Source organism: Marinobacter lacisalsi, from assembly GCF_042651045.1.
In the GTDB taxonomy this organism is placed as follows: Bacteria; Pseudomonadota; Gammaproteobacteria; order Pseudomonadales; family Oleiphilaceae; genus Marinobacter; species Marinobacter lacisalsi.
In genome coordinates this window covers 51,874-74,840 of sequence record NZ_JBHSDI010000060.1, presented here as the reverse complement: position 1 = coordinate 74,840, position 22,967 = coordinate 51,874, and the positions used below count along the sequence as shown (strand labels likewise).

General features: G+C 62.6%; 19 protein-coding genes. 5 read left to right on the top strand and 14 right to left on the bottom strand.

Annotated features, from left to right (window positions below; translation table 11 throughout):
* The first annotated feature begins 8 nt into the window (after window positions 1-8).
* The 3 genes from ACFOZ5_RS17080 to tcdA all read left to right on the top strand — a co-directional run bounded on the left by ACFOZ5_RS17080 (window position 9) and on the right by tcdA (window position 2,156).
* A complete protein-coding gene (locus tag ACFOZ5_RS17080; RefSeq protein ID WP_379889649.1) occupies window positions 9-608 on the top strand; it encodes a sigma-70 family RNA polymerase sigma factor in 600 nt (199 codons plus the stop codon).
* A complete protein-coding gene (locus tag ACFOZ5_RS17075) occupies window positions 605-1,240 on the top strand; it encodes a ChrR family anti-sigma-E factor (protein WP_379889541.1) in 636 nt (211 codons plus the stop codon). The genes ACFOZ5_RS17080 and ACFOZ5_RS17075 overlap by 4 nt, the downstream gene beginning before the upstream one ends.
* A gap of 118 nt (window positions 1,241-1,358) precedes the next feature.
* Window positions 1,359-2,156: a tRNA cyclic N6-threonylcarbamoyladenosine(37) synthase TcdA gene (tcdA, locus tag ACFOZ5_RS17070; RefSeq protein WP_379889539.1), complete on the top strand. Its 798-nt coding sequence runs from the start codon at window positions 1,359-1,361 to the stop codon at window positions 2,154-2,156.
* A 48-nt stretch (window positions 2,157-2,204) separates the two neighbouring features.
* Here the strand turns inward: tcdA and ACFOZ5_RS17065 are convergent, their stop codons facing one another.
* From ACFOZ5_RS17065 to ACFOZ5_RS17050, 4 genes are all read right to left on the bottom strand, one after another.
* Window positions 2,205-3,176 (bottom strand): NADP-dependent oxidoreductase, encoded by a 972-nt coding sequence (locus tag ACFOZ5_RS17065; RefSeq protein ID WP_379889536.1) that lies wholly within the window; start codon window positions 3,174-3,176, stop codon window positions 2,205-2,207.
* A gap of 119 nt (window positions 3,177-3,295) precedes the next feature.
* Entirely contained in the window at window positions 3,296-3,778 is a 483-nt protein-coding gene (locus ACFOZ5_RS17060; protein WP_379889534.1) for an acyl-CoA thioesterase, read from the bottom strand.
* 20 nt (window positions 3,779-3,798) lie between these two features.
* Window positions 3,799-4,908, bottom strand: coding sequence for an SMP-30/gluconolactonase/LRE family protein (locus tag ACFOZ5_RS17055; RefSeq protein ID WP_379889532.1), 1,110 nt, complete (start codon window positions 4,906-4,908; stop codon window positions 3,799-3,801).
* Between the two features lie 46 nt (window positions 4,909-4,954).
* On the bottom strand, window positions 4,955-5,746 hold the full coding sequence (locus ACFOZ5_RS17050; RefSeq protein ID WP_379889530.1) for an alpha/beta fold hydrolase: 792 nt from the start codon (window positions 5,744-5,746) through the stop codon (window positions 4,955-4,957).
* Between the two features lie 123 nt (window positions 5,747-5,869).
* On the opposite strand from ACFOZ5_RS17050, the gene cls reads away from it, so the two are divergent.
* Complete coding sequence (gene cls / locus ACFOZ5_RS17045) at window positions 5,870-7,300, top strand: cardiolipin synthase (protein ID WP_379889527.1); 1,431 nt, start codon at window positions 5,870-5,872, stop codon at window positions 7,298-7,300.
* A 26-nt stretch (window positions 7,301-7,326) separates the two neighbouring features.
* On the opposite strand, the gene ACFOZ5_RS17040 is transcribed toward cls, so the two are convergent.
* Window positions 7,327-9,582: a patatin-like phospholipase family protein gene (locus ACFOZ5_RS17040; protein WP_379889525.1), complete on the bottom strand. Its 2,256-nt coding sequence runs from the start codon at window positions 9,580-9,582 to the stop codon at window positions 7,327-7,329.
* Between the two features lie 41 nt (window positions 9,583-9,623).
* Window positions 9,624-10,238 carry a hypothetical protein gene (locus tag ACFOZ5_RS17035; RefSeq protein ID WP_379889523.1) on the bottom strand — a complete coding sequence of 205 codons (615 nt, stop codon included), beginning with the start codon at window positions 10,236-10,238 and terminating at the stop codon, window positions 9,624-9,626.
* Window positions 10,239-10,698: 460 nt separating this feature from the next.
* On the opposite strand from ACFOZ5_RS17035, the gene ACFOZ5_RS17030 reads away from it, so the two are divergent.
* Window positions 10,699-11,064 (top strand): hypothetical protein, encoded by a 366-nt coding sequence (locus ACFOZ5_RS17030; RefSeq protein WP_379889521.1) that lies wholly within the window; start codon window positions 10,699-10,701, stop codon window positions 11,062-11,064.
* Window positions 11,065-11,082: 18 nt separating this feature from the next.
* Here the strand turns inward: ACFOZ5_RS17030 and ACFOZ5_RS17025 are convergent, their stop codons facing one another.
* The 8 genes from ACFOZ5_RS17025 to ACFOZ5_RS16990 form a co-directional block, all read right to left on the bottom strand.
* Window positions 11,083-13,872, bottom strand: coding sequence for an ATP-binding protein (locus ACFOZ5_RS17025; RefSeq protein ID WP_379889519.1), 2,790 nt, complete (start codon window positions 13,870-13,872; stop codon window positions 11,083-11,085).
* Entirely contained in the window at window positions 13,872-15,542 is a 1,671-nt protein-coding gene (locus ACFOZ5_RS17020) for a diguanylate cyclase (RefSeq protein ID WP_379889516.1), read from the bottom strand. Before ACFOZ5_RS17020 ends, ACFOZ5_RS17025 begins: the two co-directional genes overlap by 1 nt.
* 81 nt (window positions 15,543-15,623) lie before the next feature.
* Window positions 15,624-16,604 carry a tyrosine recombinase XerC gene (gene xerC, locus ACFOZ5_RS17015; RefSeq protein ID WP_379889514.1) on the bottom strand — a complete coding sequence of 327 codons (981 nt, stop codon included), beginning with the start codon at window positions 16,602-16,604 and terminating at the stop codon, window positions 15,624-15,626.
* Window positions 16,605-16,670: 66 nt separating this feature from the next.
* Complete coding sequence (locus ACFOZ5_RS17010; RefSeq protein WP_379889512.1) at window positions 16,671-17,393, bottom strand: DUF484 family protein; 723 nt, start codon at window positions 17,391-17,393, stop codon at window positions 16,671-16,673.
* A gap of 85 nt (window positions 17,394-17,478) precedes the next feature.
* Window positions 17,479-18,411 (bottom strand): diaminopimelate epimerase, encoded by a 933-nt coding sequence (gene dapF / locus ACFOZ5_RS17005; protein WP_379889509.1) that lies wholly within the window; start codon window positions 18,409-18,411, stop codon window positions 17,479-17,481.
* A gap of 11 nt (window positions 18,412-18,422) precedes the next feature.
* Complete coding sequence (gene lysA, locus ACFOZ5_RS17000; RefSeq protein WP_379889506.1) at window positions 18,423-19,673, bottom strand: diaminopimelate decarboxylase; 1,251 nt, start codon at window positions 19,671-19,673, stop codon at window positions 18,423-18,425.
* Window positions 19,674-19,729: 56 nt separating this feature from the next.
* Complete coding sequence (gene lptM / locus ACFOZ5_RS16995) at window positions 19,730-19,876, bottom strand: LPS translocon maturation chaperone LptM (protein ID WP_379889504.1); 147 nt, start codon at window positions 19,874-19,876, stop codon at window positions 19,730-19,732.
* A 107-nt stretch (window positions 19,877-19,983) separates the two neighbouring features.
* Window positions 19,984-22,860 carry a class I adenylate cyclase gene (locus ACFOZ5_RS16990; RefSeq protein WP_379889501.1) on the bottom strand — a complete coding sequence of 959 codons (2,877 nt, stop codon included), beginning with the start codon at window positions 22,858-22,860 and terminating at the stop codon, window positions 19,984-19,986.
* Window positions 22,861-22,967: the final 107 nt, after the last annotated feature.

The following is a 22,967-nucleotide window of genomic DNA, read 5'->3' as shown; positions in this document are numbered from 1 at the left end:
AGCGCCCGGTGACCACACTGGACCAAAAACCTTCGCGGGCGGAGGGTCGTAAGGATCCCTGGAGCCAGCTTCTTGAGAAGGTCGGCAAGAACCAGGACCGTCAGGCGTACCATGCCCTGTTCGAGCACTTTGCCCCGCAGATCAAGTACTATGCCATGGCCAATGGTATGTCGAGCCATGCCGAGGAACTGGTGCAGGAAGTGTTCGTATCTATCTGGCGCCGTTCCTGCCTGTACGACTGGCGCAAGGCGGCAGCATCCACCTGGATATTCACCATCGCCCGTAACCAGCGCATCGACATGCTGCGCAAGATGAAGCGCACCAGTGCCGAGATGCAGGTGGAAACCGAAGACTTGTGGCAGATCCCCGGCGACAATGAAGACGAACCAGTGACCTCGCTGCACCGGCTGATGTCCGAGCGCCGGGTCAGAGACTCCCTTCGTCACCTTCCCGAGGAACAGATCACGGTGATCGCCAAGGTGTACATGGAGCAGAAGTCCCACCAGATGGTGGCCGACGAACTCGACATTCCCCTTGGTACGGTAAAAAGCCGCGTCAGACTGGCACTGAGCAAGCTCAAGGTAATACTGCAGGACCAGAACGTATGACTCGCCACCACCCTGACAGCCTGATGTTAATGGAATACAGCGCCGGTAACCTGAGCGAGCCCCATGCCCTGTGCATCCGGCTTCACCTGGACAAGTGCGCCCACTGTCGTAGCCGTGTGGATGCGCTGGACAGTCTCGGGGCCGTGGTCATGGAGCAGCAGTCTCAGGTAAGCGTGTCGGCCTCGACCTTTGACAGCATCATGGCACGGATCGACAGTGAACCTGAGCCGAAACCGGTTCCCCACACTCCCCACCGCTCTCCCCTCAGCAAGCTGCTGGGCGACGATCTGGATGGGCTGCCCTGGAAGCGTCAGCTTCGGGATGTCAGTGTACTGGACATCACCGACCGCTTCCCCGGTCAGAAAGACCAGGTGATACTGCAGAAACTGTGCGCCGGCGGCAAGGCACCGGCTCATACCCACCGCGGAGAGGAAACCACCGTGGTGCTGCAGGGCGCCTTTTCCGACAACCGGGGCATATTCAACCAGTGGGATTTCGTGGTACTGGGCCAGGAAGACGAGCACAAGCCGGTAGCGCTGGAAGGCGATGACTGCATTACACTGTCGGTGCTCAGCGCCCCGCTCAAGCTCACCGGCACCTTTGGCCGGCTGCTGAACCCGTTCATCCGCTGAACGGCCGGGCTGGCTCCATTACCGTGGGGCCAGCCCATCTCCGTGAAATCCCCGGTAGTTACCTCCCCCTCATGCTGTAGAATACGCGCTTTTACGAAACGGTTAATACGGCATTCCCATGAGCAGTGACGACTACAGCTTCCGCTTTGGCGGCATTGAACGCCTGTACGGCCAGCGGGCCAGCGAGGCTTTCCGCCGGTCCCACATCGCGGTGGCCGGCCTTGGGGGCGTGGGTTCCTGGGCGGCGGAAGCGCTGGCCCGAAGCGGTATTGGTACCATTACCCTGATCGACATGGACGATGTCTGTGTGTCCAACACCAACCGCCAGCTCCATGCCCTGGAAGGCCAGTACGGCCGCACCAAGACCGACGTCATGGCGGAACGGTTGAGGGCCATCAATCCGATGGCGGATATCCGGGTTCACTTCGGTTTCGTGACGGTCAGGAATGTCACAGACCTGATTACCGGTGACATGGATGGCGTGGTGGACGCGATCGACAGCGTCAAATCAAAGGCGGCGCTGATTGCCCACTGTAAGCGCAGCAAGATACCACTGGTGGTGGCTGGTGGCGCTGGTGGCCAGATCGATCCCACCAGGATTGAAGTGGCAGACCTCAGTCGCACCACCCAGGACCCGCTGCTGGCCAAGATCCGCAACCTGCTGCGGCGGGAGTACGGCTTTTCCCGCAACCCCAAACGTCGCTTCGGGGTGGAAGCCGTCTATTCCACCGAGCAGCTTATCTATCCGGCGGCGGACGGCGAAGTCTGCCACCAGAAACCGGACACCGCCGGCCCGGTGCGTCTCGACTGCGCCACGGGATTCGGCGCATCGTCACCGGTTACCGCCAGCTTCGGGTTCATTGCCGCCTCACGGCTGATCAACCGTATTGCCCGCAAGGCCGCTCAGTCGTCCTGAAGGCTAGTGTGCCGTGCGGTTAATTCGCAGTAGGTCAGTGAATTAACCTCACGGCACACTTAGCACCAACTTGCCGCGCACATGGCCACCTTCAAGCAGATGGTGGGCCGCAGCGGCATCAGCCAGCGGGAAAACGCCATCCACATGGACCTTCACATCGCCGTCCTCGATCAGCTCCAGGATTTCCTCGAGCTGGAACACGTCCGGCCGTACCGTCATGCCATGGGCTTTCAGCCCCATGCGTTCCGCCTCGCTGACAATCTCGTCGGCGGTAACCGTGGGAATGGTGACCAGTACGCCGTGTTCGCTGAGCGTATGCAGTGACCGCAGGCCGGTGTCGCCACCGATCAGGTCAATGACCAGGTCCAGGCCATAACACTCGTCGGCAAAATCCAGCTGGTGGTAGTCGATAACCTCATGCACCCCCAGGCCGGCCAGGAAGTCGCGGTTATCGGCAGATGCGGTGGCGATCACATGAGCCCCACGCACCAATGCAAACTGAACCGCCAGGTGACCGACACCGCCGGCACCGGCATGAATCAGCACCTTCTGCCCGGGCTCCAGTTCGCCCACATCGAACAGCGCCTGCCAGGCGGTGAGGCCGGCCAACGGCAGTCCCGCAGCCGATAGCAGCTCCAGTTCCTCAGGCACGATGGCCAGCTCCGCCGAGGGCGCCACCAGGTACTCGGCACAGGCACCGCCGTCGGCGGGAAAGCCGATCATGCCCATGACCCGGTCACCGGAGACCAGGGTGGCCACCTTGTCCCCGACCGCAACCACCTCGCCCGCCATATCGTAACCCGGCGTCCAGGGCAGGCGGTTCTCGATCTGGCGGGCGGCAAAACCCAGGCCCCGCCGGGTCTTCCAGTCGATGGGGTTGAGACCGGCTGCCACCACCCGCACCAGGACCGCCTCGGGCCCGGGCACCGGTACAGGTGCCTCTTCCACCGCCAGCACGTCGGGCTCGCCAAACTGGTGATAGACCAGGTGTTTCATGGTCGTTACATCTTGTGGGTCCATGACAGCCTCCCAACCGGTATACCCCGGATCGAATGACACTCTGGCCGCAGCCGGAGCGGGCTGGCACCCTGGCGATGGCCTGCCGGGCACCCTGATCTGTCAGACTAGCAGAAACCCGGTCAGAGCGCGGCTCCGCCGAAGGTATAACCCCCGTCGACCCGTATGCGGCGGAAAATTTCCACATACTCCGGCGGCACCCGGGATGGTCGCTGGGAGGCCATATTGACGCAGGCATGGGTAGAGACGGCCCGCACCAGAGTCTTGCCATCCGCCGGCCGGATCAGCTGAAACTGCCGCGCTGAACGGATACGGCCATCAAAATCCGTGAACCAGGTACCCAGCACCAGCTTGTCGCCGGCATTGGCCGAGGCCAGGTAGTCGATTTCCGTGCGGGTGATGGCCATGGCCTTGCCGGTCTGCTCGTGTAGGGCCCAGGTCATGCCTTCACTCTCGATATGGGCCCAGCTGACCTCTTCGAGCCAGCGCACATAGACCACATTGTTGGCATGGCCCAGCCGATCGGTATCCTCGTCACGGACATCGATGTCCAGGGTGAACGGGTCGGGCAGATCCCAGGCCAGGGGGGCCTTCTCGTCTGTCATGAACGGTTTGCTCCTTCCGATTACTGATTGTCGGTTTGCGGCGTGGCCTCTTCCAGACCCGGTACCGCGGACAGGGGCAGCCGGCCCAGGCGTTGGCTGTAGAGGCTGCCGAAGAACAACTCGCCGTCATGGACCCGGGCCGAGGTGAGACCCCACAGGTAATCTCCCCGCGTATCCTGCAGGCTGGTGATGATCCTGCCATCGCTATCCAGTGCCAGCACCAGACCGTATTGGCCGGCACCAGGCCGCAGGGGCTCAGGCAAGCGTGCCACCACATCCTTCAGCCAGGGCTGACGGTGCAGAAAATCCAGCGATGGCCGCCGCAGTGATGGCAGGGCCACCCAGTAGCGTCCTTTGCTGTCTACGTCCAGATTCCCGGGAAAACCGGGCAGATTGTCGGCAAAAACTTCCGCTCGCCCTGCTTCCGGCCCGCTCAGCCAGAACCGCAACAACCGGTATCGAGGCGTTTCTGACACCAGCAGAAAGGCGCCGTCGGGGGATACGACCACCCCATTGGCGAAATAGAGGTTACGCAGCAAAACCCGGGTCCTGCCGGTTTCCGGATGGTAACTGAGCAGACGTCCATTGGGGCGCATGGCCAGCATATCCAGCTGGTGGTCGTCGAGGGAATGACGGGAGCTGGCATCGGTAAAGTAGATCATCCCGTCCGGAGCCACGTCCACCCCGTCCGTCAGGCTGAACGGCAGGCCCTCGGCCTCCCGGGTCAGCCTCTGTACGTCGCCGGCACGGGTAACCGCCAGCAGGCCCCTTTCGACATCCGCCACTATCAGGTTGCCTTCCTGGTCAAACACCAGACCCATCGGGCGTCCGCCAGTATCCGCCCAGCGCTCCGGCTCACCACCACTGTCCGGGTCCAACCGCAGGATCCAGCCGTCTGCAGTACCGGTATACAACCGGCCCTGGCTATCCATCGCCGTATCTTCGGGGTGCTCCAGTTGCCCTTTGGCCAGAATATCCGCCAGCCTCAGACGCTCATTGGGAGACAGCGGGCCGTTCATGGCGGGTGGCGATGGCGGCTGCCAGCCATGACTTTCGATGGGTGAAGGGCTCAGCAGGAAGCTTCCCGACAACAGAAAGACGATCAGTAGCAGTATCAGCAGCCATTTCATGAAACGGTTCCTGTACCAATGGCAAGAGCGACCAGGGATGTCCCGTCTAGGATGTCAGAAACTCCCGGCAGAGTCGGGCGAATTCGTCCGGTTTCTCCGCATGCAGCCAGTGCCCTGCCCCCTCGATTTCCTCGATTCGGGCCGCCGGAAACAGGGTTTTGATACGCTCGTGGTGCTTGCGCTGGATATAGGCGGAATCAGAGCCCTTGATGAACAGCACCGGCCCGTCATACGGCCCCTCACCCTCCGGGGCGTCGGCCAGATTCTGGTAGCACGCGTCGATGACCGGCAGATTCAGGCGCCAGCGGAAACTGTCAGGATTGTCTTCCTTCTCGTCGGCTGGTACCCGTATCAGGTTCTTCAGCAGGAACATGCGAACCTCCGGGATCTCCACGTAGTCCTGTAAGGCCCGGTCTGCGTCGCCGCGGGAGTTGATGGTGGAGAGATCCAGGTTCTTCATACCCTCCAGGATGGCGTCATGGCGGGGGCGGTAAGTGACCGGGGCGATGTCCGCCACAATCAGCCGCTCCACCCGCTCCGGGTGGGTAAGGGCCACCTGCATGGCGATCTTGCCGCCCATGGAATGACCCAGCAGGCAGGCCCGGTCGATGCCCTGCTGGTCCAGATAGGCAACCACATCCTCGGCCATGGCCGGGTAATCCATGCTGTCGGTGTGGGGCGACCGACCGTGATTACGCAGATCCAGCCCGTGGATCTGCCAGTCAGCCTGCAACCTCTGATTGACACCGCCCAGGTTCTCCAGGGAGCCAAACAACCCGTGAAGCAGCAGAAGTGGCCTGCCTTCGCCGGTGATCCGGTGGTGTAACCTGACGCTCATGGATACCTCGTTCAATCTGTTGATGATGACTGGACCGGCGCTGACCCATCGCATACAACGGGGCCATACAGGACCTGCCCGGGTTTGCTATTGTTGCAGGGTCCGTTCGCAAGAGTACAGTACATGCCCGACTTTTCACTGCTGGCCGTTGTTGTCACGGCGTTCTACGGCGTGGCCCTGGTCTGCGTCTACCGCATCCTGCTCAGCTACCGTACCGCCCAGGGTGCCATCGCCTGGGTCATCAGCCTGATCGGCATGCCGTGGATCGCCGTGCCCCTGTTCCTGCTGTTCGGTCGAAACCGGTTTTCGGGCTATGTGCGAGCCCGGCGCCTGAACGACCAGACACTGGAGCCCCTGCTTAGCCAGTACGAGCATCAGGCCGAGGGCATTCCATACCCGGAGTTTCCCAATGGCGTTGATGAACTGCAGGTGCTGAGCAAACTGGGCAGACAACCCTTCACCGGCGGCAACCACTGCACGCTCCTGAAGAATGGCGAGGCCACCTTCGAAGCCCTGTTCGATGCCATGGAAAACGCCACTGACTACATACTGCTGGAGTTCTACATTGTTCGGTCCGACCGGGTCGGAACCCGGATTCTCAACATCCTCCGCCGCAAGCTCGCCCAGGGCGTGCGGGTCTATTTCCTGTACGACGACATTGGCAGCCTGTTTCTGTCGGGCCGCTACCTGAACGCCCTGAAAACCGCCGGCGCCAATGTGGCTTCCTTCGGCAATGGCAACGTACGCCGCCGCCGGTTACAGATCAACTTCCGTAATCACCGTAAGATTCTGGTGTGTGATGGTCGAATCGGCTTCGTCGGCGGCATCAACCTGGGCGACGAATACCTGGCCACGGAGCCTGGTGAGGAAATGCTGCGGGACACCCACTGTCGGGTTTCCGGCCCGGCGGTGCTGGGGCTGCAACTGGCCTGGCTGGAGGACTGGAACTGGGCGGCCGACAGGAATCCGGAACTGAACTGGCAGCCCCAGCGTGCCGATACGGGCGACCAGCAGGTGCTGATTTTACCCAGCAGTCCCGCTGACCGCTGGGAAACCTGCACCCTGTTCTTCCTCAACTGCATCAATAACGCGCGCGAGCGCCTGTGGATCGCATCGCCCTATTTCGTGCCGGATTTCCAGATCATCAACGCCCTGCAGCTGGCCGCCATGCGCGGGGTGGACGTGCGAATCCTGATTCCCGAGAAGTCGGACCATCTGCTGATCACCCTGGCAGCCTATTCCTATCTGGTAAGTGCGAACGAGTGCGGCATCAAGATCTGTCAGTATCAGCCTGGCTTCCTGCACCAGAAAGTGGTGCTGGTGGACCAGCGATATGCCGCCGTGGGTACGGCCAACCTGGACAACCGGTCGATGCGACTGAACTTCGAGATTGCCGCCCTCACCACCGCACCGGATTTCGTAGCGGACGTGGAGGCCATGCTGGAAGCTGACCTGGCCAGCAGCCGGGTGCTGGAACGGGCGGATTATGAGGACCGCTCCCTGCTGTTCCGGCTGGCCTGCCGCTCAGCCCGTCTGATGGCGCCACTACTGTAACCCTGGTGTGGCCTTGGCGGGCGTGATCAGTCAAACAGCTGCCGCAGGGAATAGCCCACGTTCAGGTAGATACCCCAGCGGTCATCGTTGTTATAGGCAACCGCCGCCTGAACGGGACCAATCACGGTGTCCATGCCCGCAAACACAGTGCCGGACATAAGCACATCGTCCCAGCCGGCGTCACCGATATCCTCCCAGGCGTTGCCCGCTTCCACGCCGGTGCCCAGGAAAAACGGTACGATGGGACCGCCAAACTTGTGGTACCCCACCACCGAGCCCAGCACCGCATCCTGCCCGCTTATTTCACCCTGGCCATAGGCTGACAGCCTGCGGAAACCGCCCAGCAATATATTGTTCTCGAGTCCGGCCTGCCCTCGGGTCACCACACTGGCAAAGAACTCGCCGGACACCACCCAGTCACCGCGATTGCCGGCGCTGGCCAGCCGTAACACCGCCTGGTCGAAATCACTGTCGGCACCCAGCCCCGGGCGCTCGAAGCGGCCGCGAAGACCGGCGAAGGCGCCATTCTCGGGCAGGAACGGGTCGTCGAGGGAATCGTAGACATAACGCAGGTTCCAGCTACCCTGCTGGATACGGTCGCCGCCAGCGTCACTGTTGCCAACCCGATCATCCACGCTGGCGTAACCCCGTTTCAGGGAGGCCCTGATCTCAGCGTTGGCGCCCAGCTCGCTGCCCAGGGCCAGATCCACCTGACGGCTGGTAAGATCCACTTCCGCCGTCCGGTCGCCATTCGAGTCGAACACGCTGTACTGATCCTGTTTGTACTCGGCACCCGCCACCAGGAACCGGCGATAGCCATAGTCCAGGGGCTGGAACCAGTCCGTTCTCACCCAGGGCTGGGTCCCCAGCTGCAGACCGGTCTGCCACTCGCCGCCGAGGCGATTGAGTTCTGTCATGCGCAGCGAGGCAGCCACATTGAACCGGGTATCACTTTCAAAATTCTCCTCGTAGCCCAGACCAAAGCTCAGATAGTTCGGCCCCCAGCTTTTCTCCCGCACCAGAATTTCCAGTACCGTGCCGTGTTCGCCCGGCGCCAGGCTGTAGCTGACGGTCTCGTAATAGCCCAGGCCATAGATGCGGTTCAGATCTTCCTCAAGTTGTTGCACATCCAGTGGCTCTCCCAGCTGCTGGCGAATCCTGTCCCGCAGGAAACGGTCGGCCAGGCGGCTGTCCTGACGTATCACCACATCGCTGATGACCCCGGGCCGGAAACTCCGCTCGGTCCGCAGCGCCTTTACGTCGCGCCAGGGCTCATCATCAACCGCCAGTCGGTTCAATGCACCTGCCTGCTCACGGGCAGCGGTGGCGCCCAGTTCCATCAACAGGGGCGCCTCAAAGAAATCCGCCGAGCTCAGCTCACTCAGTTCCGGCTTGATCAGCACGTCGTCCGAGTCAAGGGATGCCAGCTGTTCCTCCACGCTGCGTCGGGTCATCAATGTGGTAAGCTGACGGACCACCGAGAACGCCTGATCCAGGGACTGCTCCTCACCCGGTTTCTCGGAAATATCCACCACAATCACCACATCAGCACCCATCTCCCGGGCGACGCTGACAGGCAGGTTATTGGCCACGCCCCCGTCCACAAGCAGACGCCCGTCAAGGGACACCGGCGCATAAACCCCCGGAATACTCATGCTGGCGCGTATGGCCTCGGCCAGGTTGCCGTCAGAGAGCACCACCTGTTCACCGGTCTCAAGGTCGGTGGCTACGGCACGAAAGGGGATGGGAAGCTGGTCGAAATTACGGACCAGTGCCGTTTCCTGTGTCAGACCGTTAAGAATAAACCCCAGGTTCTGTCCGGAAATCAGGCCACGCCCGACCCGGAACCCGTCCAGGCCTACCCCGAGGCCGGGGCGGATGGGAAATCGCCAGCCTTCCTCTTTGCGGTGCACCGGCTCATAGGTGCGGCCCGGCGTGTCCTGAAAACTGGAGACCCAGTCCACCTCCAGCAACCGGTCCTCGATCTCCTCCACCGACAGGCCCTGGGCGTAGAGAGCCCCCACGGCGGCCCCGGCACTGGTGCCGACCACCATATCCACCGGCACCTGGACCTCCTCCAGAACCCGCAATACGCCAACATGGGCCAAGCCCTTGGCGCCACCCCCGCTGAGTACCAGTCCGACCACCGGCCGTTCTCCCCGATCCGGCAGATCCGGTGGCGGGGAGGCGGCCACCGGAGCCCCGAGGGCGATCACAGGTACGAAAAGACTCAGCGACTGCAGCAGAACGCAGGCGATAGACAGACGAAAACAATGACGCACGGTATCACTCCCTGATCAGGTTCCTTCCCTGAAAGATTCCTCTACTGGCCGGTCGACCCTTTCTCATTCGGCTCATCCACCAGCGACAGGTGACTGACATCCGGCACCACCGGTGGCGGCGCATCACGCCTGACGCCCAGCTCGGTGCCGGCCGGCGCGAGGGTCCATTCATCGAGATGCTGGAACATGGGGGCCGGGTCGTGCCTTTCCTCACTCAGCCTGGAGCCAGTGGGCTCCAGGCCAAGGCTGGAGCCTGCCAGCAGATCATCCACCTTGTCACCGGCAACCGGCAGACGATCGCCGGGCTCCACTTGTGGACCGGCACCGGACGCCGGACGCTCCCTCGTTTCCGCCCCGGCAGGCTGGGCCGCAGACCCGGCTGGCCGAGCGGCCTCCGGCTCCGGACCTGGCGGTGGGCTGGCCGGCTTGCTCTCCGGCATGGGTTCCACATACGCCGTCATGCCGTGACGGGCCAGAACCGCACGGTACTTTTCCGCCTGATCCTCCTCAAGCCGGTTGCGAATCACCACCGGGCTGCCACTGAACATGCGGTCGACCTGCTCGACGGACGCCTTGAACAGGGTGCGTGCGTTGCTACGGGCGGTATCAATGTCGGTGCCGGGCTGACACTCGCCCCGGAAAATCAACTGAAACATGGTCTGATCCTTGCGATTGCCGTCGATCGTATCCAGGCCAGCCAGCAGACGATAATGACTGATGGCCCCCGTTACTGTAGTTTAGCGTTCCACGCCCGGAAATGGCACGTGCCGTGCCAAACTGGCCCGAGTGTCCCGTCTGGCTAATTCCTTAACCTACTGAGCTCCCGAAGGGCTTGCCTCTGAGGACTCTGAGCCTGTGTTGCCAGTCTTTGATGTGGAACCACCACACCTGCAGACTGGCGCCTTGGTCAGAGCCCTCAGAGGCAAGCAGTAGGTTAAGGAATTAGCCAGACGGGACACTAGTTTGTTAAAGGTTGAAAAATGCGGCCCGTTTTGCCGACGTTACCCGTATTTTTCTGAGATAATTTCCGTAACAGAATGTAACAGCCGGTGTCCCATCTGGTTCATTCGCCGCAACGAATGGACCAGACGGGACACTAACTCCGGGAGATACGGCATGGTCAACCGCTCACTGACCTACCTGACAGGATTGCTGCTTGGTCTGATGCCCCTGCTGGCCAGTGCCGAGAATATCGACATGCTGATGAACCGGCTGTTTCCGCAGGATGAACTCACCTACATCGGCTTCGACAGCGTGGAACGTACCGACATTCCGACAACATCCGGAGTCGATCGCAAATACCTGATCGTCGACTTTCGCAGCAATCGGGACGAGTCCCGCGAAACCCAGGTTGCCCGGGTCCACGAGATCTGCATGACACTGCTGGGCAACCTGGACCTGATCCGTGACCTGACCCAGCAGGGCTACGACATGGTAAGCGTGGCCTTCGACCGCCACTACCAGTACGACTGCATCCCCTGAGAACCCCGGAGCCGCATTTTACGGCTCTTCTCTCGCATCCGGCTCGCTGCCCAACAGATCGGGAAACGCTTCCAGCGCCGTGTTGACGGCATCCAGGTTGAAGGCATCCACGTCGGCCATCAGTTTTTCCGCATAGCGCGTCACCGCCCGTGACCGGTACCGCTGCCCCCAGGTGAGCACCCGCGCAGCGAAATAGCGCATCTGTTCCGGGTCGCCGCTTTCGCGCACGGTCCGCCATTCGTCGCCAAAGTCCTCCCGCAACTGCTCCTTGAGCCAGCTGCGCTCCTGCATGTCGAGGGTTTCAGTCATCGGCGCACGGTTTTCCTCCGGCTCATCCTCCGGCTCGTCCTCCATGGGCACCACCTGGACATCCGGCAGCACAAGTACAAATGTGGAGCCTTCGCCATGGACACTGTCCACACTGAGCTCGCCCCCCATCATGTGGGCCAGCTTGCGACTGATGGCCAGGCCCAGCCCGGTACCACCATACTTGCGGCTGCTCTGGCCTTCCTGCTGCTCAAAGGCATCAAAGATCCGCTCCCGCTGGTCGTCCGCAATGCCGATGCCGGTATCCGTGACAGCGATGGACAGGCGGCAGAATTCGTCCTCACCCACTGGCTCCGTAGCCGACACTTCGGCCCGAACCGTAACCCCACCCTCATGGGTGAACTTGATAGCATTACCCACCAGGTTGAACAGCACCTGGCGCAGGCGGGTTTCGTCCAGAATCATCCCGCCGGGCATGTCCGGTGCCACGCTGACTTCCAGGCTGACATTGTGCTCGCGGGCCCGCAGATCAAAAATATGGCGCACGTCCTGCAACAGGCGCCGCAGACTGACCGGGCCGTATTCCAGACGCATCTTGCCGGCCTCGATACGGGACAGGTCGAGGATGTCGTTGATCAGCATCAGCAGGCTGCGACTGCTGGCGCGTATGGCGTCCAGGTAGTGATTCTGGCGTGGGTCGGTAACCGTCTTGCTGAGCAGGTCGCTGTAGCCGATCACCGCATTCATGGGCGTGCGTATCTCATGGGACATATTGGCCAGGAACTCGCTCTTGGCCCGATTGGCGCTCTCCGCCTCCCGCGCCAGTCGCTCGGCCTCCAGCTTGGCGGCCCTGAGCTCATCCTCGCTGCGCCGCAGTGCGTGTTCCGAGCGAATACGTTCGTCCACCTCCCGCGACAGCTTGCGGTTCCAGTACAGGAAGATCAGCACCACCACTACCGCGATCAGCACCACCCGCTTGATGGCGGTATAGTCACGGTCCTGTTCGATATCCAGGTACACCCAACGATTGTAGATGGCATCCTTCTCGGTGGTATCAATCGTGCCCAGCCCCTTGTTGAGGATACGCACCAGCTGCCCCCGTTCGCGGTTCACCGCCATACGGAACTCATATTCGTAGGGCGTGATGCTGGTAATGCGCAGGTTCGACAGCCCCAGCTTGGCGACGGTGTAACTGACCCCCGGAATATGCGTTACCATCACGTCCAGATCGCCATTGGACAATGCCAGCAGCCCATCCTGAACGGTGTTGACCGGGTAGATGTTGAGATCCGGATGGTTGATCAGCAGATAATCGTGGGCCGCATGCTGGCTGACCACCCCCACCCGCTCCTGGCGAAGCTCCCGCAAATCACCGATAAACCGGCCGTCTTCACGGATCACCACGACGATAGGCAGGGTCAGGTAGGCCCGGGTAAACAGGAAATCCTCTTCCCGGCGGGGAGTTCGTGGCAGAGCCGGCAGCACGTCTATATCGCCGTTGCGCAGCATCTTCTCGGCCGTGGCCCAGTCCGACACCGATCGGCTGTCAACATTTGTGCCCAGCCCGGTCGCCAGCCGCTGCACCAGATCCGGCACCAGGCCCCGCGGATTGTTATTCTCGGTGAACTCGAACGGCGGCCAGTTCCCGCGATAGGCTATGCGTAACGGACCATGCTGCCGCAGCCATTCCCTTTCGATGGAACTGAGGGCCAGGCCTTCCTCCGTACCCTGCTCTACAACCGGGTCCGGCAACCAGGACGCGCGGATACGCCGATGCTCGTTGTGGCTGATGGACTCTATGGTGCGGTTGAGTATGGGCACCAGTTCGGCCCGATCCTGTTTTACCTCCAGCACCACATCGACGGGATTGCTGTCCAGCAGCTCAATCAGTCCCACCCCATTGATCAGCGCCGACTGAAGGTAATCCGACACGACCGGCACTGGCGCCACGAACGCATCGGCCTGCCCGGACAGGACCATGCTGACCGCTTCACTGATGGTGGCTACGGGCACCGGGGTGAAGTTGTTGACCGAATCCAGCAGCGCATACTGGTTGCTGTCCTTGCCCACCAGCGCGACCCGCCGGCGCTCCAGATCCGACAGCCGGCGAATACCGGCGTCACCCGGGTCGGCGAAGACACCGTAGGTCAGCTGCATGATCGGGCGGGATCGCAACCAGTTCTCCTGCCCCGATTCCTCGGGGCGACGGATGCTGACCCGCACCTCCGGCCCGGCAGTCTCCTGCTCGTCCCGGTCACTGGCCGTAGTCCCCAGAACCTGGACATCAAGACCGATCCGCAGCTTGCCGGCGATCAGCTTCAGGTAATCCACGTAGGTGCCGGTCAGCCAGCCTTCGGCAGTCGTAAAGGCCAGTGGTGGCTGACCGGCGCGCACGCCGACCGCCAGCTCGTCGATACCCTCCAGCAGGGCCAGTTCATCAGCCCCCAGTACCGGCCAGGGCAACGGAGTATCCGGGTCGGCACTGGCCTGGGGCAGAAACAGTACGCTTAGTATCAGTGCAAGGAAAAGAACCTGTCTCACTACGGCTTGAGCCCCCTGGCCATTTCCACACGGTTACGACCGTTGCTCTTGGCGGTATACAGAGCCTTGTCGGCTTCATCGAACACGACATCGGGCTCGATGCCCTCACGGAAGCATGACAGACCGACAGAAACGCTCACCCGCACCGGCTGGCCCTCAAAGTGGAATGGCATATCGGCCACGTGGCGACGCAGGTCATCGACGACGCCAACCGCCTGATCGAGGGTCGTTTCCGGCAGCACGGCAACGAATTCCTCGCCGCCGTACCGGGCCACGAAATCCGTAGCCCGCAGGCGCGCCTGCAGCGCCTTCGCCACCAGCTGAATCACCCGGTCACCAGCCTTGTGTCCGAACGAATCGTTCACCTGCTTGAAATGGTCAATGTCGATGACGGCCAGTGCTACCGGGCGCCCGTAACGCTGCCAGCGGTCATACTCAAAACGCAGCCGCTCGTCCCAGGCTTCCCGGTTCGGCAGTTGCGTGAGGATATCCGTCAGCGCCCTGGCGCGCTCCTGCTCCAGTTGTTTGCGGACCTGTTCCGAATGGGTTTCCATGGCCACCAGCTTCTCCCGCATGGCCTCCATCTGATCCGTCAACTGCTGTTCCCGCGCATCCTCCTGGCGGCGAAAGGCCTCGACCGTGCCGGCAATCCGCTCTATATGGCGTGACACCGACGTGCGCAGCTGCGACAGGTCCGAGCTGCTGTGCAGGCTGCCTCCCAGCTCCGACAGCTCCGCCTGCACGGTTTCCTCCAGCTTCGAGGCCGAGGTGCGTCGGCCCGCCATGACATCGGCGTGATCGCTGAAGTGGCCATGCAGCGAGGACAGCCGCTCATCCAGGCGCTCAAGAAAGCTTTCGAACTCCCGCTGGCTGTGGGTAACGACGGCAATCACCAGGTCGGCGGTCTCGTCCAGGCTCTGTCGCAGCATGGCCCAGTCCTGCTCGTCAGTCAGCCGCGACTTCAGTAAAATGGCGCGTTTGTGGGTATCCGGCGGTAGCTCGACCTGCTGGATAACCCGATCCATCAGCTCGCCGACCCGCCGGGCAATCCGCAGACGCTGCCCGTCGTCAGCCTGCTCAGACGCACCAGCGGTTGCTCCCCTGACGGCCAGGTCGAGCTCGGGCAACGGGCCCGGTGGCTCCGCGGGCATGTCCTTACTGGTTTCCACCTCGCTGTCGTCACGTCGATGGAAGAGTCGGCCGAATAGCCCCCGCTCGCGACCTGATCCGCTGTCCGCGCCGGCCACGGCCTGCTCGGTGACCCGGGCAAAGGTTTCAAGCCAGGGCAACAACTGCTGCCGGGGCAGCCCCCCGGGACCCAACTCCCGGCGCAGGCGTTTCAGCTCGGAAGAGGCGTCATGAAACAGGTCGCTGCGTTCCACAGAGGATACCAGCCCCGACAGTATCCGCCCCGCCTCCCGGGACTCACTGGTTACCTGGTCATCCAGACGAGCAAGTTCATCATCAAGGCGCTCAAGAAACTCCCGCAGACTCGCCGGGTCCCGCTGCTGACCTCGCAGGTATTGGCGCAACTCCGACAACAGCATGTCCAGACGCTCGTCCTGCCCTTCCGATACCAGGCTGGCACGGGCCAGCAGACGCTCGACCAGATACCGAAGCTCGGCCTCATCGCTGGCGGAAAACTGCGGACCGCTCTTGTTGGATGTCATGTCCTGTCCCGTTCTGGTTGAATTCCGTGCAATCTGTCTCCAGGCGCCGTCACGCCGGAAACACAGGAGGTTGCAAGAACACTATAGCGAATCCCCTTTACCATCGCCTTGAGCCGACGCTATCGCCTTCTTCCGTCTTGCCCTGGGATGGGCGTCGTCGTATACCCTCGCCAGATGCTGGAAGTCGAGGTGGGTATAGACCTGGGTGGTGGCAATGTCGGCATGCCCGAGCAGCTCCTGCACGGCGCGGAGGTCGCCGCTGGATTCGAGCAGGTGGCTGGCGAATGAATGCCGTAACAGATGCGGATGCAGGTGCTGGTCGGCTCCATGGTGCCGGCCCCAGCGGTCCAGCCGCTGCTGCACGCTGCGGGCACTGAGCCGCTGCCCCCGCTGGCTGACAAATACGGCACTCTCACCGGTCGCCGCCAGTGCAGGGCGTAGTGCCAGCCAATCCCTCAGTGCCTTACCGGCCTTGCGGCCCACCGGCAATACCCGCTCCCGGTTGCCCTTGCCCAGCACCCGCACCTCGCCACTGCGCAGATCGAGGTGGCTGAGGTCGAGTCCGGTCAGCTCCGCCAGACGGAGACCGGAAGAATACAACAGCTCGAACATGGCCAGGTCCCGCACTTCCAGGGGATCTCCAGGGCGGGCATCCAGCAGGTAGCCAAGCTGGTCGGCATCCGCTGCCACCGGAAGCCGGCGACCACTTTTCGGGGCACGTACATCGAGGGCCGGATTGCTCCTGACACGATACTCCCGTATCAGGTAGTCGTAGAACCGCCGGATGGCCGACAGTGCCCGGGCAATACTCCGGCCGGACAGCCCATCCCGGTTCAGGGTGGCCGCGTAACGGCGCACATCCGGGACGGTCAGCTGCTCCCATTGTTCCACCGGCGGCGACTGAACCGTGGCCCAGTGCATCAACCGGGTCAGATCCCGCTGATAGCCCTCGCGGGTATGGGGAGAGTGACGACGTTCGGCAGACAGGTAGTGCAGGAAGGCAGCCACGGCGCCGGTCAGGCTGTCAGGCAGGGAATCGTTGCCGGATTCATTGCGGCTCATCGTGTCCTCCGGATGCCCGGCACCCAGATCTGGAACCACCGGGCATAGGCCACCGCCCGGCAGATATCAGCGGGATTCGGCCACCGCATCCAGTACCGGCTCCACCTGGCGGTGGCGTTGCAGCAATGGTGGCAGAAGACGGCTCAGGGTGTCGCTGATATAGCTCAGGAACAGGGACCCCATGCTCTGGTCGAAATAGCCAGGCTGGCAGCTTCCCACAGCGAACACACCCACCAGGCGATCCGTACGCAGGGGCACCAGCGCCACCGAGGCCACCGGCTCATCGCGACCGGGAAACAGGAAGTTGCGATCGGTCTCGCGGAACTGACCGCAAACCGCACGCTCACCACCAAGCAGGGAACCCAGCTGCTTGTCCGCCTCTTCCTCGGTCACCACATGCAGGGCACCGGTGGTACTGCCCGCCGGCAGCGAATCTCCCACCAGCATCAGGGAGGCAGCGTCGAGGCCGAAATCACCGCGGATGCTGTCATCAATGGCGGAGGCCATCTCCGTCAGGTTGCGGGCTTCGATTACCTGCATCAGCAGGCGCTTGCTTTTCTCGAACAGGCGGTCGTTATGACGGGCAATGGACACGAGTTCCACCAGTTCATGGCGCAGGGTATCCCGCTGCTCACGGTAAAGGTGCACCTGACGTTCCACCAGGGAAATCGCCCGACCACTGTCGTGGGGCAGTGTCAGGGAGCGCAGCAGCTCGTCCCGGCCAACAAAGAAATCCGGATTATTCTGCAGGTACTCCGCCACCTGCTCGGCGGTCAAGGTTGCATCCACTGAAGGTTCCCCTGTTGTTGCGACGGCCTTCTGCCGGGCCGCTGTTTTACAGACCCGGGCGTCACGACTCTGGTGCCCACCCGGTTCAGCGCTCTGTTACCGGCCGGCGTTCCGACTGGCGACCCGATTGACGGCGGCCACGGCGGCGATTGTCACCAGGCAGGCGGATCTGGCCATCAAAGATACGGGCAGTTGGTCCTTCCATCATAACAGCGGCCCCCTCCCCCTGCCATTCAATCACCAGGTCGCCCCCGAGGAGTGTGACCCGCACCCGGTTATCCAGCAGCCCGCGCAGTTGCCCGGCGACCACCGCGGCACAGGCGCCGGTGCCGCAGGCCAGCGTTTCCCCGGCCCCACGCTCGAACACCCGCAGGCGGGCGCGGCCACGGTCAAGCACCTGCAGAAATCCGATGTTGGCCCGGGCCGGGAACCGCGGGTGTCGTTCCAGCGCAGGCCCCAGGGTGGCCACTGGCGCTGTGTCCACGTCGTCCACCAGAAGCACTCCGTGAGGGTTACCCATGGACACCGCCGAAAGCTCCACGGTCTGGCCGTCCACCTCTATCGGGTAGACCGGCTGGCGTGACTCCGCCGCGAACGGAATGGCGGCCGGGTTCAGTTCCGGCACCCCCATGTTGACCGTCACCCAGCCTTCCCGGCCAACGCGCAATTCGATCACGCCACCAGCCGTCTGCACGCGGATCACCCGGCGGTTGGTAAGCTGCTGATCACGGACGAAGCGGGCAAAACAACGGGCGCCGTTGCCACACTGCTCCACCTCCGAGCCATCGGCATTGAAGATGCGGTAGCGGAAGTCCACATCCGGCAGCCCGGGGGGCTCTACCACCAGCAACTGGTCAAAGCCCACGCCGAAATGGCGGTCCGCCAGTTTGCGGATCATCTCCGGGCGCAGGCGGAATGGCTGACTGATGGCATCCACCACCATGAAATCGTTGCCCAGGCCGTGCATCTTGGTGAAAGACAGCGTGGGGCCCTGACTGTTGCGTCTTGGTCCGCTCATCGCATCCTCACTCATTGCGGCAGGCAGTGTTCGTGGCGGAGCTGGTCATCCAGTGTTTCCCGCTCACGGATAACATGAACACGGTCGCCATCCACCATCAGTTCCGGGGGACGGTTACGGCTGTTGTAGTTGGAACTCATGACAAAACCATACGCCCCCGCCGAGCGAACGGCCAGCAGGTCGCCCGGGGCCAGGGCCAGCAGCCGGTCCTTGCCCAGGAAATCGCCGGTTTCACACACCGGGCCCACGATGTCCCAGGACTTCTGCTCTGACTCGGGGCGTGGGGAGGCCGGCACAATGGCCTGCCAGGCACTGTAGAGAGCCGGGCGGATCATGTCGTTCATGGCAGCATCAACAATGGCGAAGTTGTGCTCGTCCGTGCACTTGAGGAACTCTACCCGCGTGAGCATGATACCGGCGTTGGCGGCGATGGAGCGACCGGGCTCCAGCACCAGTTCCAGCTTCCGGTCTCCCAGGCGCTCCACCATGGCGCCGATATAGTCGGCCGGCGACGGTGGCTGCTCCTGATCGTAGGTCACCCCGAGGCCACCGCCCATATCCAGGTGACGGATGGTGATACCCTCGTCCGCCAGCCGGTCCACCAGCGCCAGTACCCGGTCCATGGTGTCCAGGAACGGCGCGGTCGTGGTCAGCTGCGAACCGATATGGCAGTCCACACCCTGCACATCCAGGTTGGGCATTTCCGCCGCGCGGGCATACACCCGGGGGGCGTCGGCGATGTCGATACCAAACTTGTTCTGCTTGAGGCCGGTGGAGATATAGGGGTGCGTGCCGGCATCCACATCCGGATTGACCCGCATGGACACGGGCGCCTTCACACCCAGCTCTCCCGCTACCTCGTTGAGGCGGTCCAGCTCGGTATCCGACTCCACATTGAAGCAGCGCACGCCAACTTCCAGGGCCCGGCGCATTTCCCAGGGCTGCTTGCCCACGCCGGAAAACACCACCCGGCTGGCATCGCCGCCGGCACGCAGCACCCGTTCCAGCTCACCGGCGGAAACGATGTCAAAACCGGCTCCGAGACGGGCCAGCACGTTCAGCACCGCCAGGTTACTGTTGGCCTTGACCGCGTAGCAGATCAGGTGCGGGCGGCCCGCCAGGGCATCATCGTAGGCCCGGTAATGGTTCTCGAAGGCTGCCCGGGAATAGACATAGGCCGGCGTTCCATGCTCGCGGGCAATGTCGGCCACCGCCACCTGTTCCGCGAACAGCTGGCCGTCACGATAGCTGAACTGATCCATGAAATGTTCCTGTTAACGGTTCTGGGCCCCTGACCTGACGCAGAGGCGACTCGTAGTTACTCAGAGGCTGTCCGGGCGTCGTCATCCGCCGGCGACACGGCTGTATCGGTTTCCTGGGGTCGTTCCAGCGGTCCTTTCTGGCCGCATCCGACCGCAAGAACGGACATCATTACCAGCACGGCCAGACAAATTGCAGTTCTCATGATCAGACCTTCCTGCCGGGAGCCCTGTCGCGACGGGGCTGCACCTCAATAAAATCGATTGCGCAGTATACCTGAGGGAGCCCGGCCAGGGCGAGCCAGCGGGGCGCTCAGGTCAGCCCCAGCTCGCGGTTCAGGGCCAGCTGGAGCTGCTGTCGGTACCAGATATACTGGCAGGTCTGGAGTTCCTGCTGCCACATCTGCGGATCCAGGTCGTGGGGCAGGTGCAGATCCGTGAGGTACACCGGGTAGTTTTCACCGTGACGGCGCCCTTGCCGGACATGATGAGCGACCGCCGCCATCTGCCGCTCGCCGTATTCCTGGAACGAAAACTCCTGCTCGTCGCAGAAAAGGTCAAAGCGCAGACTGCCATCACCCTGCTGTACACCGACGGCCTGCAGCTCCATGCCTTCGAGGGCCAGGGATTCGGGCGCCAGCGGGGTGCGCTCGAGACGGGCCTCACCGGCCTGCACGATCACCTCATTGCAGATCAGCTCGGCTACCGGGCTTTCAGCACCGGCCATCTGGCGTAGCTGCCGCCGCTCGGCCAGGTTCTCCAGGAAACGCATGAGAGGTACCAGGGCCTGCCGACGACCACCGGCCCAGGGCTGACTCCAGCCATACAGGGAGCCGGTCTCGTCGGTCACCCAGAAGCGGATCCTGCGCCCGCTGGGCTGCCAGAACATCTGGATGACGCCCGGCTGGCACGCCTGGCAGACGGCACGGAACGCCGGATCCTGCTGCAGCGCATACCGGTCCGGCACCACCGGCGTATAGTCTTGCTGTGGACGGGCCAGGTAGTCCATCAGTTCCTCATCGGTGGACAGCCCGACAAACCCGGGTTCGCAGCCCTCAAAACGCAGCACAAACCATCGCTTATCAACCCTCAGCAGGTAGCGCAACGGGTGAGGCCCGGTGCCACCGGCAAAGAACTGTTGCATGACATCTTCCACCAGCTCCCGGACGCGGCGCGTAATGGCCTGGGAGTGACTGCCGCGGGCGCACCACACATCGATGGAGGGCGTACTGGCGGGATCCCGGGCTGCCATCGCCAGCAGGTTCTTCAGACACTGAACCAGGGCATCGCCAGTGACATACCGTTGCAGGCTCACCTCGCGCCAGCTGTTGATGGTGACCTGCTCGATGGTCGCTACCAGATTGTCACGACCACCGCTGAAACCCAGGGAATCGTGCTGGTCACTGAGCTTGTGAAGCCCCCGCTCCGTCAGGCTGGCCTGGGGGTCGACGCCGACATTGACCAGCAGCAGATGGGTTTCCGGATGTACCGGCGACATCAGTGCGTCCCGGGATGGCGGCTGGGGCACACCAAGATACTGGCGGATAAAACCCACCATGCCTCGCAGGTCCTTCACCGTCAGCAGGGCGGCTGTCTCGGCATCCGGGGTTTCCTGACGCAGGTTGAGGCGAGTCACCGGTGACAACAGACCATTGCACTGACACCAGACGACCAACTCCACCAGGCTGCCGGCACGTCGAATGGGAGACTGCCAGAACGTGTCCGCCAGGCTATCCAGGTTACGGAACAACAACCACCCTTCGGGCCCCGGATGCCCGGCCACGGGGCTTCGCCGCCAGAACGACAGGTTCTCCTCGGCCAGTGACGGGGCGATGCCGGGGTTGATGATCTCGATCTTGCCGGCCTTGCGCTGGAAAGCGGCATACAGCTTGCGGCCGAGCAGGTTCAGGTCCGCGGTGCTGATACTGGAACGCACATTGTCACTACGGGCCATACGGGACAGCAGGCGATAGCTGTGGGTCAGCTCCGACACCACCCGCCGACGCAAGTCCGTCACCGTCTCCACGCGCCACTCGTGGCGGGCATCGAGTTCGGCCAGAATCTGCCGCTGCCAGCCCCATTCGAACACCAGTTGCTGCAGGATCCTGCCCTGCCAGCGACTGGCGGTCTCGGCGGCGCGGGTCAGCGGAAGCCCCGTTTTCAGGTAGAGGGCGCGGCGAACCAGATCCAGGCGCCCCGGTGCTTCCATGGACAGCAACCACTGCTCCAGGCGGCGGTAGAGCATGACATAGGGGTCCGCCGAATCGACCGTGGCGTCGCCATTGTAGACCGCTTTCTTGAACTCACCGGACAACAGGCCGTTGCGACGATCACGGGCATAGCATTCGATCAGCAACAGTTTGAGCAGCGACTTCCAGGGGGAATCGATGCCCTTGTAAAGCTGCCATATGCCGGCACCAAGGAACTCTGTGACCGGAATGGACGGCAGCGCGCCGAAATCCAGATACTCATCGGGCCGGATAAAGCGGTTGTCCTGCAGGAAACGCGTCAGCTCGCTGTAGCGTTTTTCCTCTTCCGCCGGTATCAGCCACCACAGGGGATAGCGACCACCCAGGTGTATGGCAGTGCGGTAGAACTCGTCCAGCAGCAGATAATGCTGGGCGCTGCCGCAGTTTTCCCCCGTTACTTCCGCCTCCTGGCGTCCGTGGCGAAAGTCGTCGGCACTGAATACGAACAGATTCAGCTCCAGGCCATAGTCCGCCGCCCAGTGGGACAGTCGTCTGGCTTTCTCATGGAGTGCCGCAATACGGCCCGGGGCCAGGTCGTTGCAATGACATACCCAGACGTCCAGGTCACTGGCCACGGAATGCCCCAGTGAGCCGGGGCTGCCCATCAGGTAGAGCCCGGTGAGCTCCCCCGGCGTATTGCGCCCGGAGCTGGGGCGAAAGGAACGGGCCAGCCGCTGGGCGGCGTGAATGGCCAGATCGGAGGGCTGGTAGCGGTCCAGACCATGGGGACAGTCACTGGCATGGTAGCCAGGCAGGGCCGGATGGTTCAGATGGAACACCAGCGGTAACAGATCCAGCACAATCTGCTGCCGCCAGGTCAGCGACGAACGGGCACGATCGAGCCTCAACTGGTTCAGGGTGCAGAAACGATCGGTTATGCGTTTCAGAACCTTGCGGTCGACACCTTCGGAAAAGTCTACCAATACAGGACGGTTATGCACGTTCTAATACCACTCCAGAATCGAGACGTTTCCTTTCGCCGTTTTATCTGTACAATGTGATCGGGTTGGCATTTGGATAGCCTACCAGAAGAACAACCTGAGCGAAT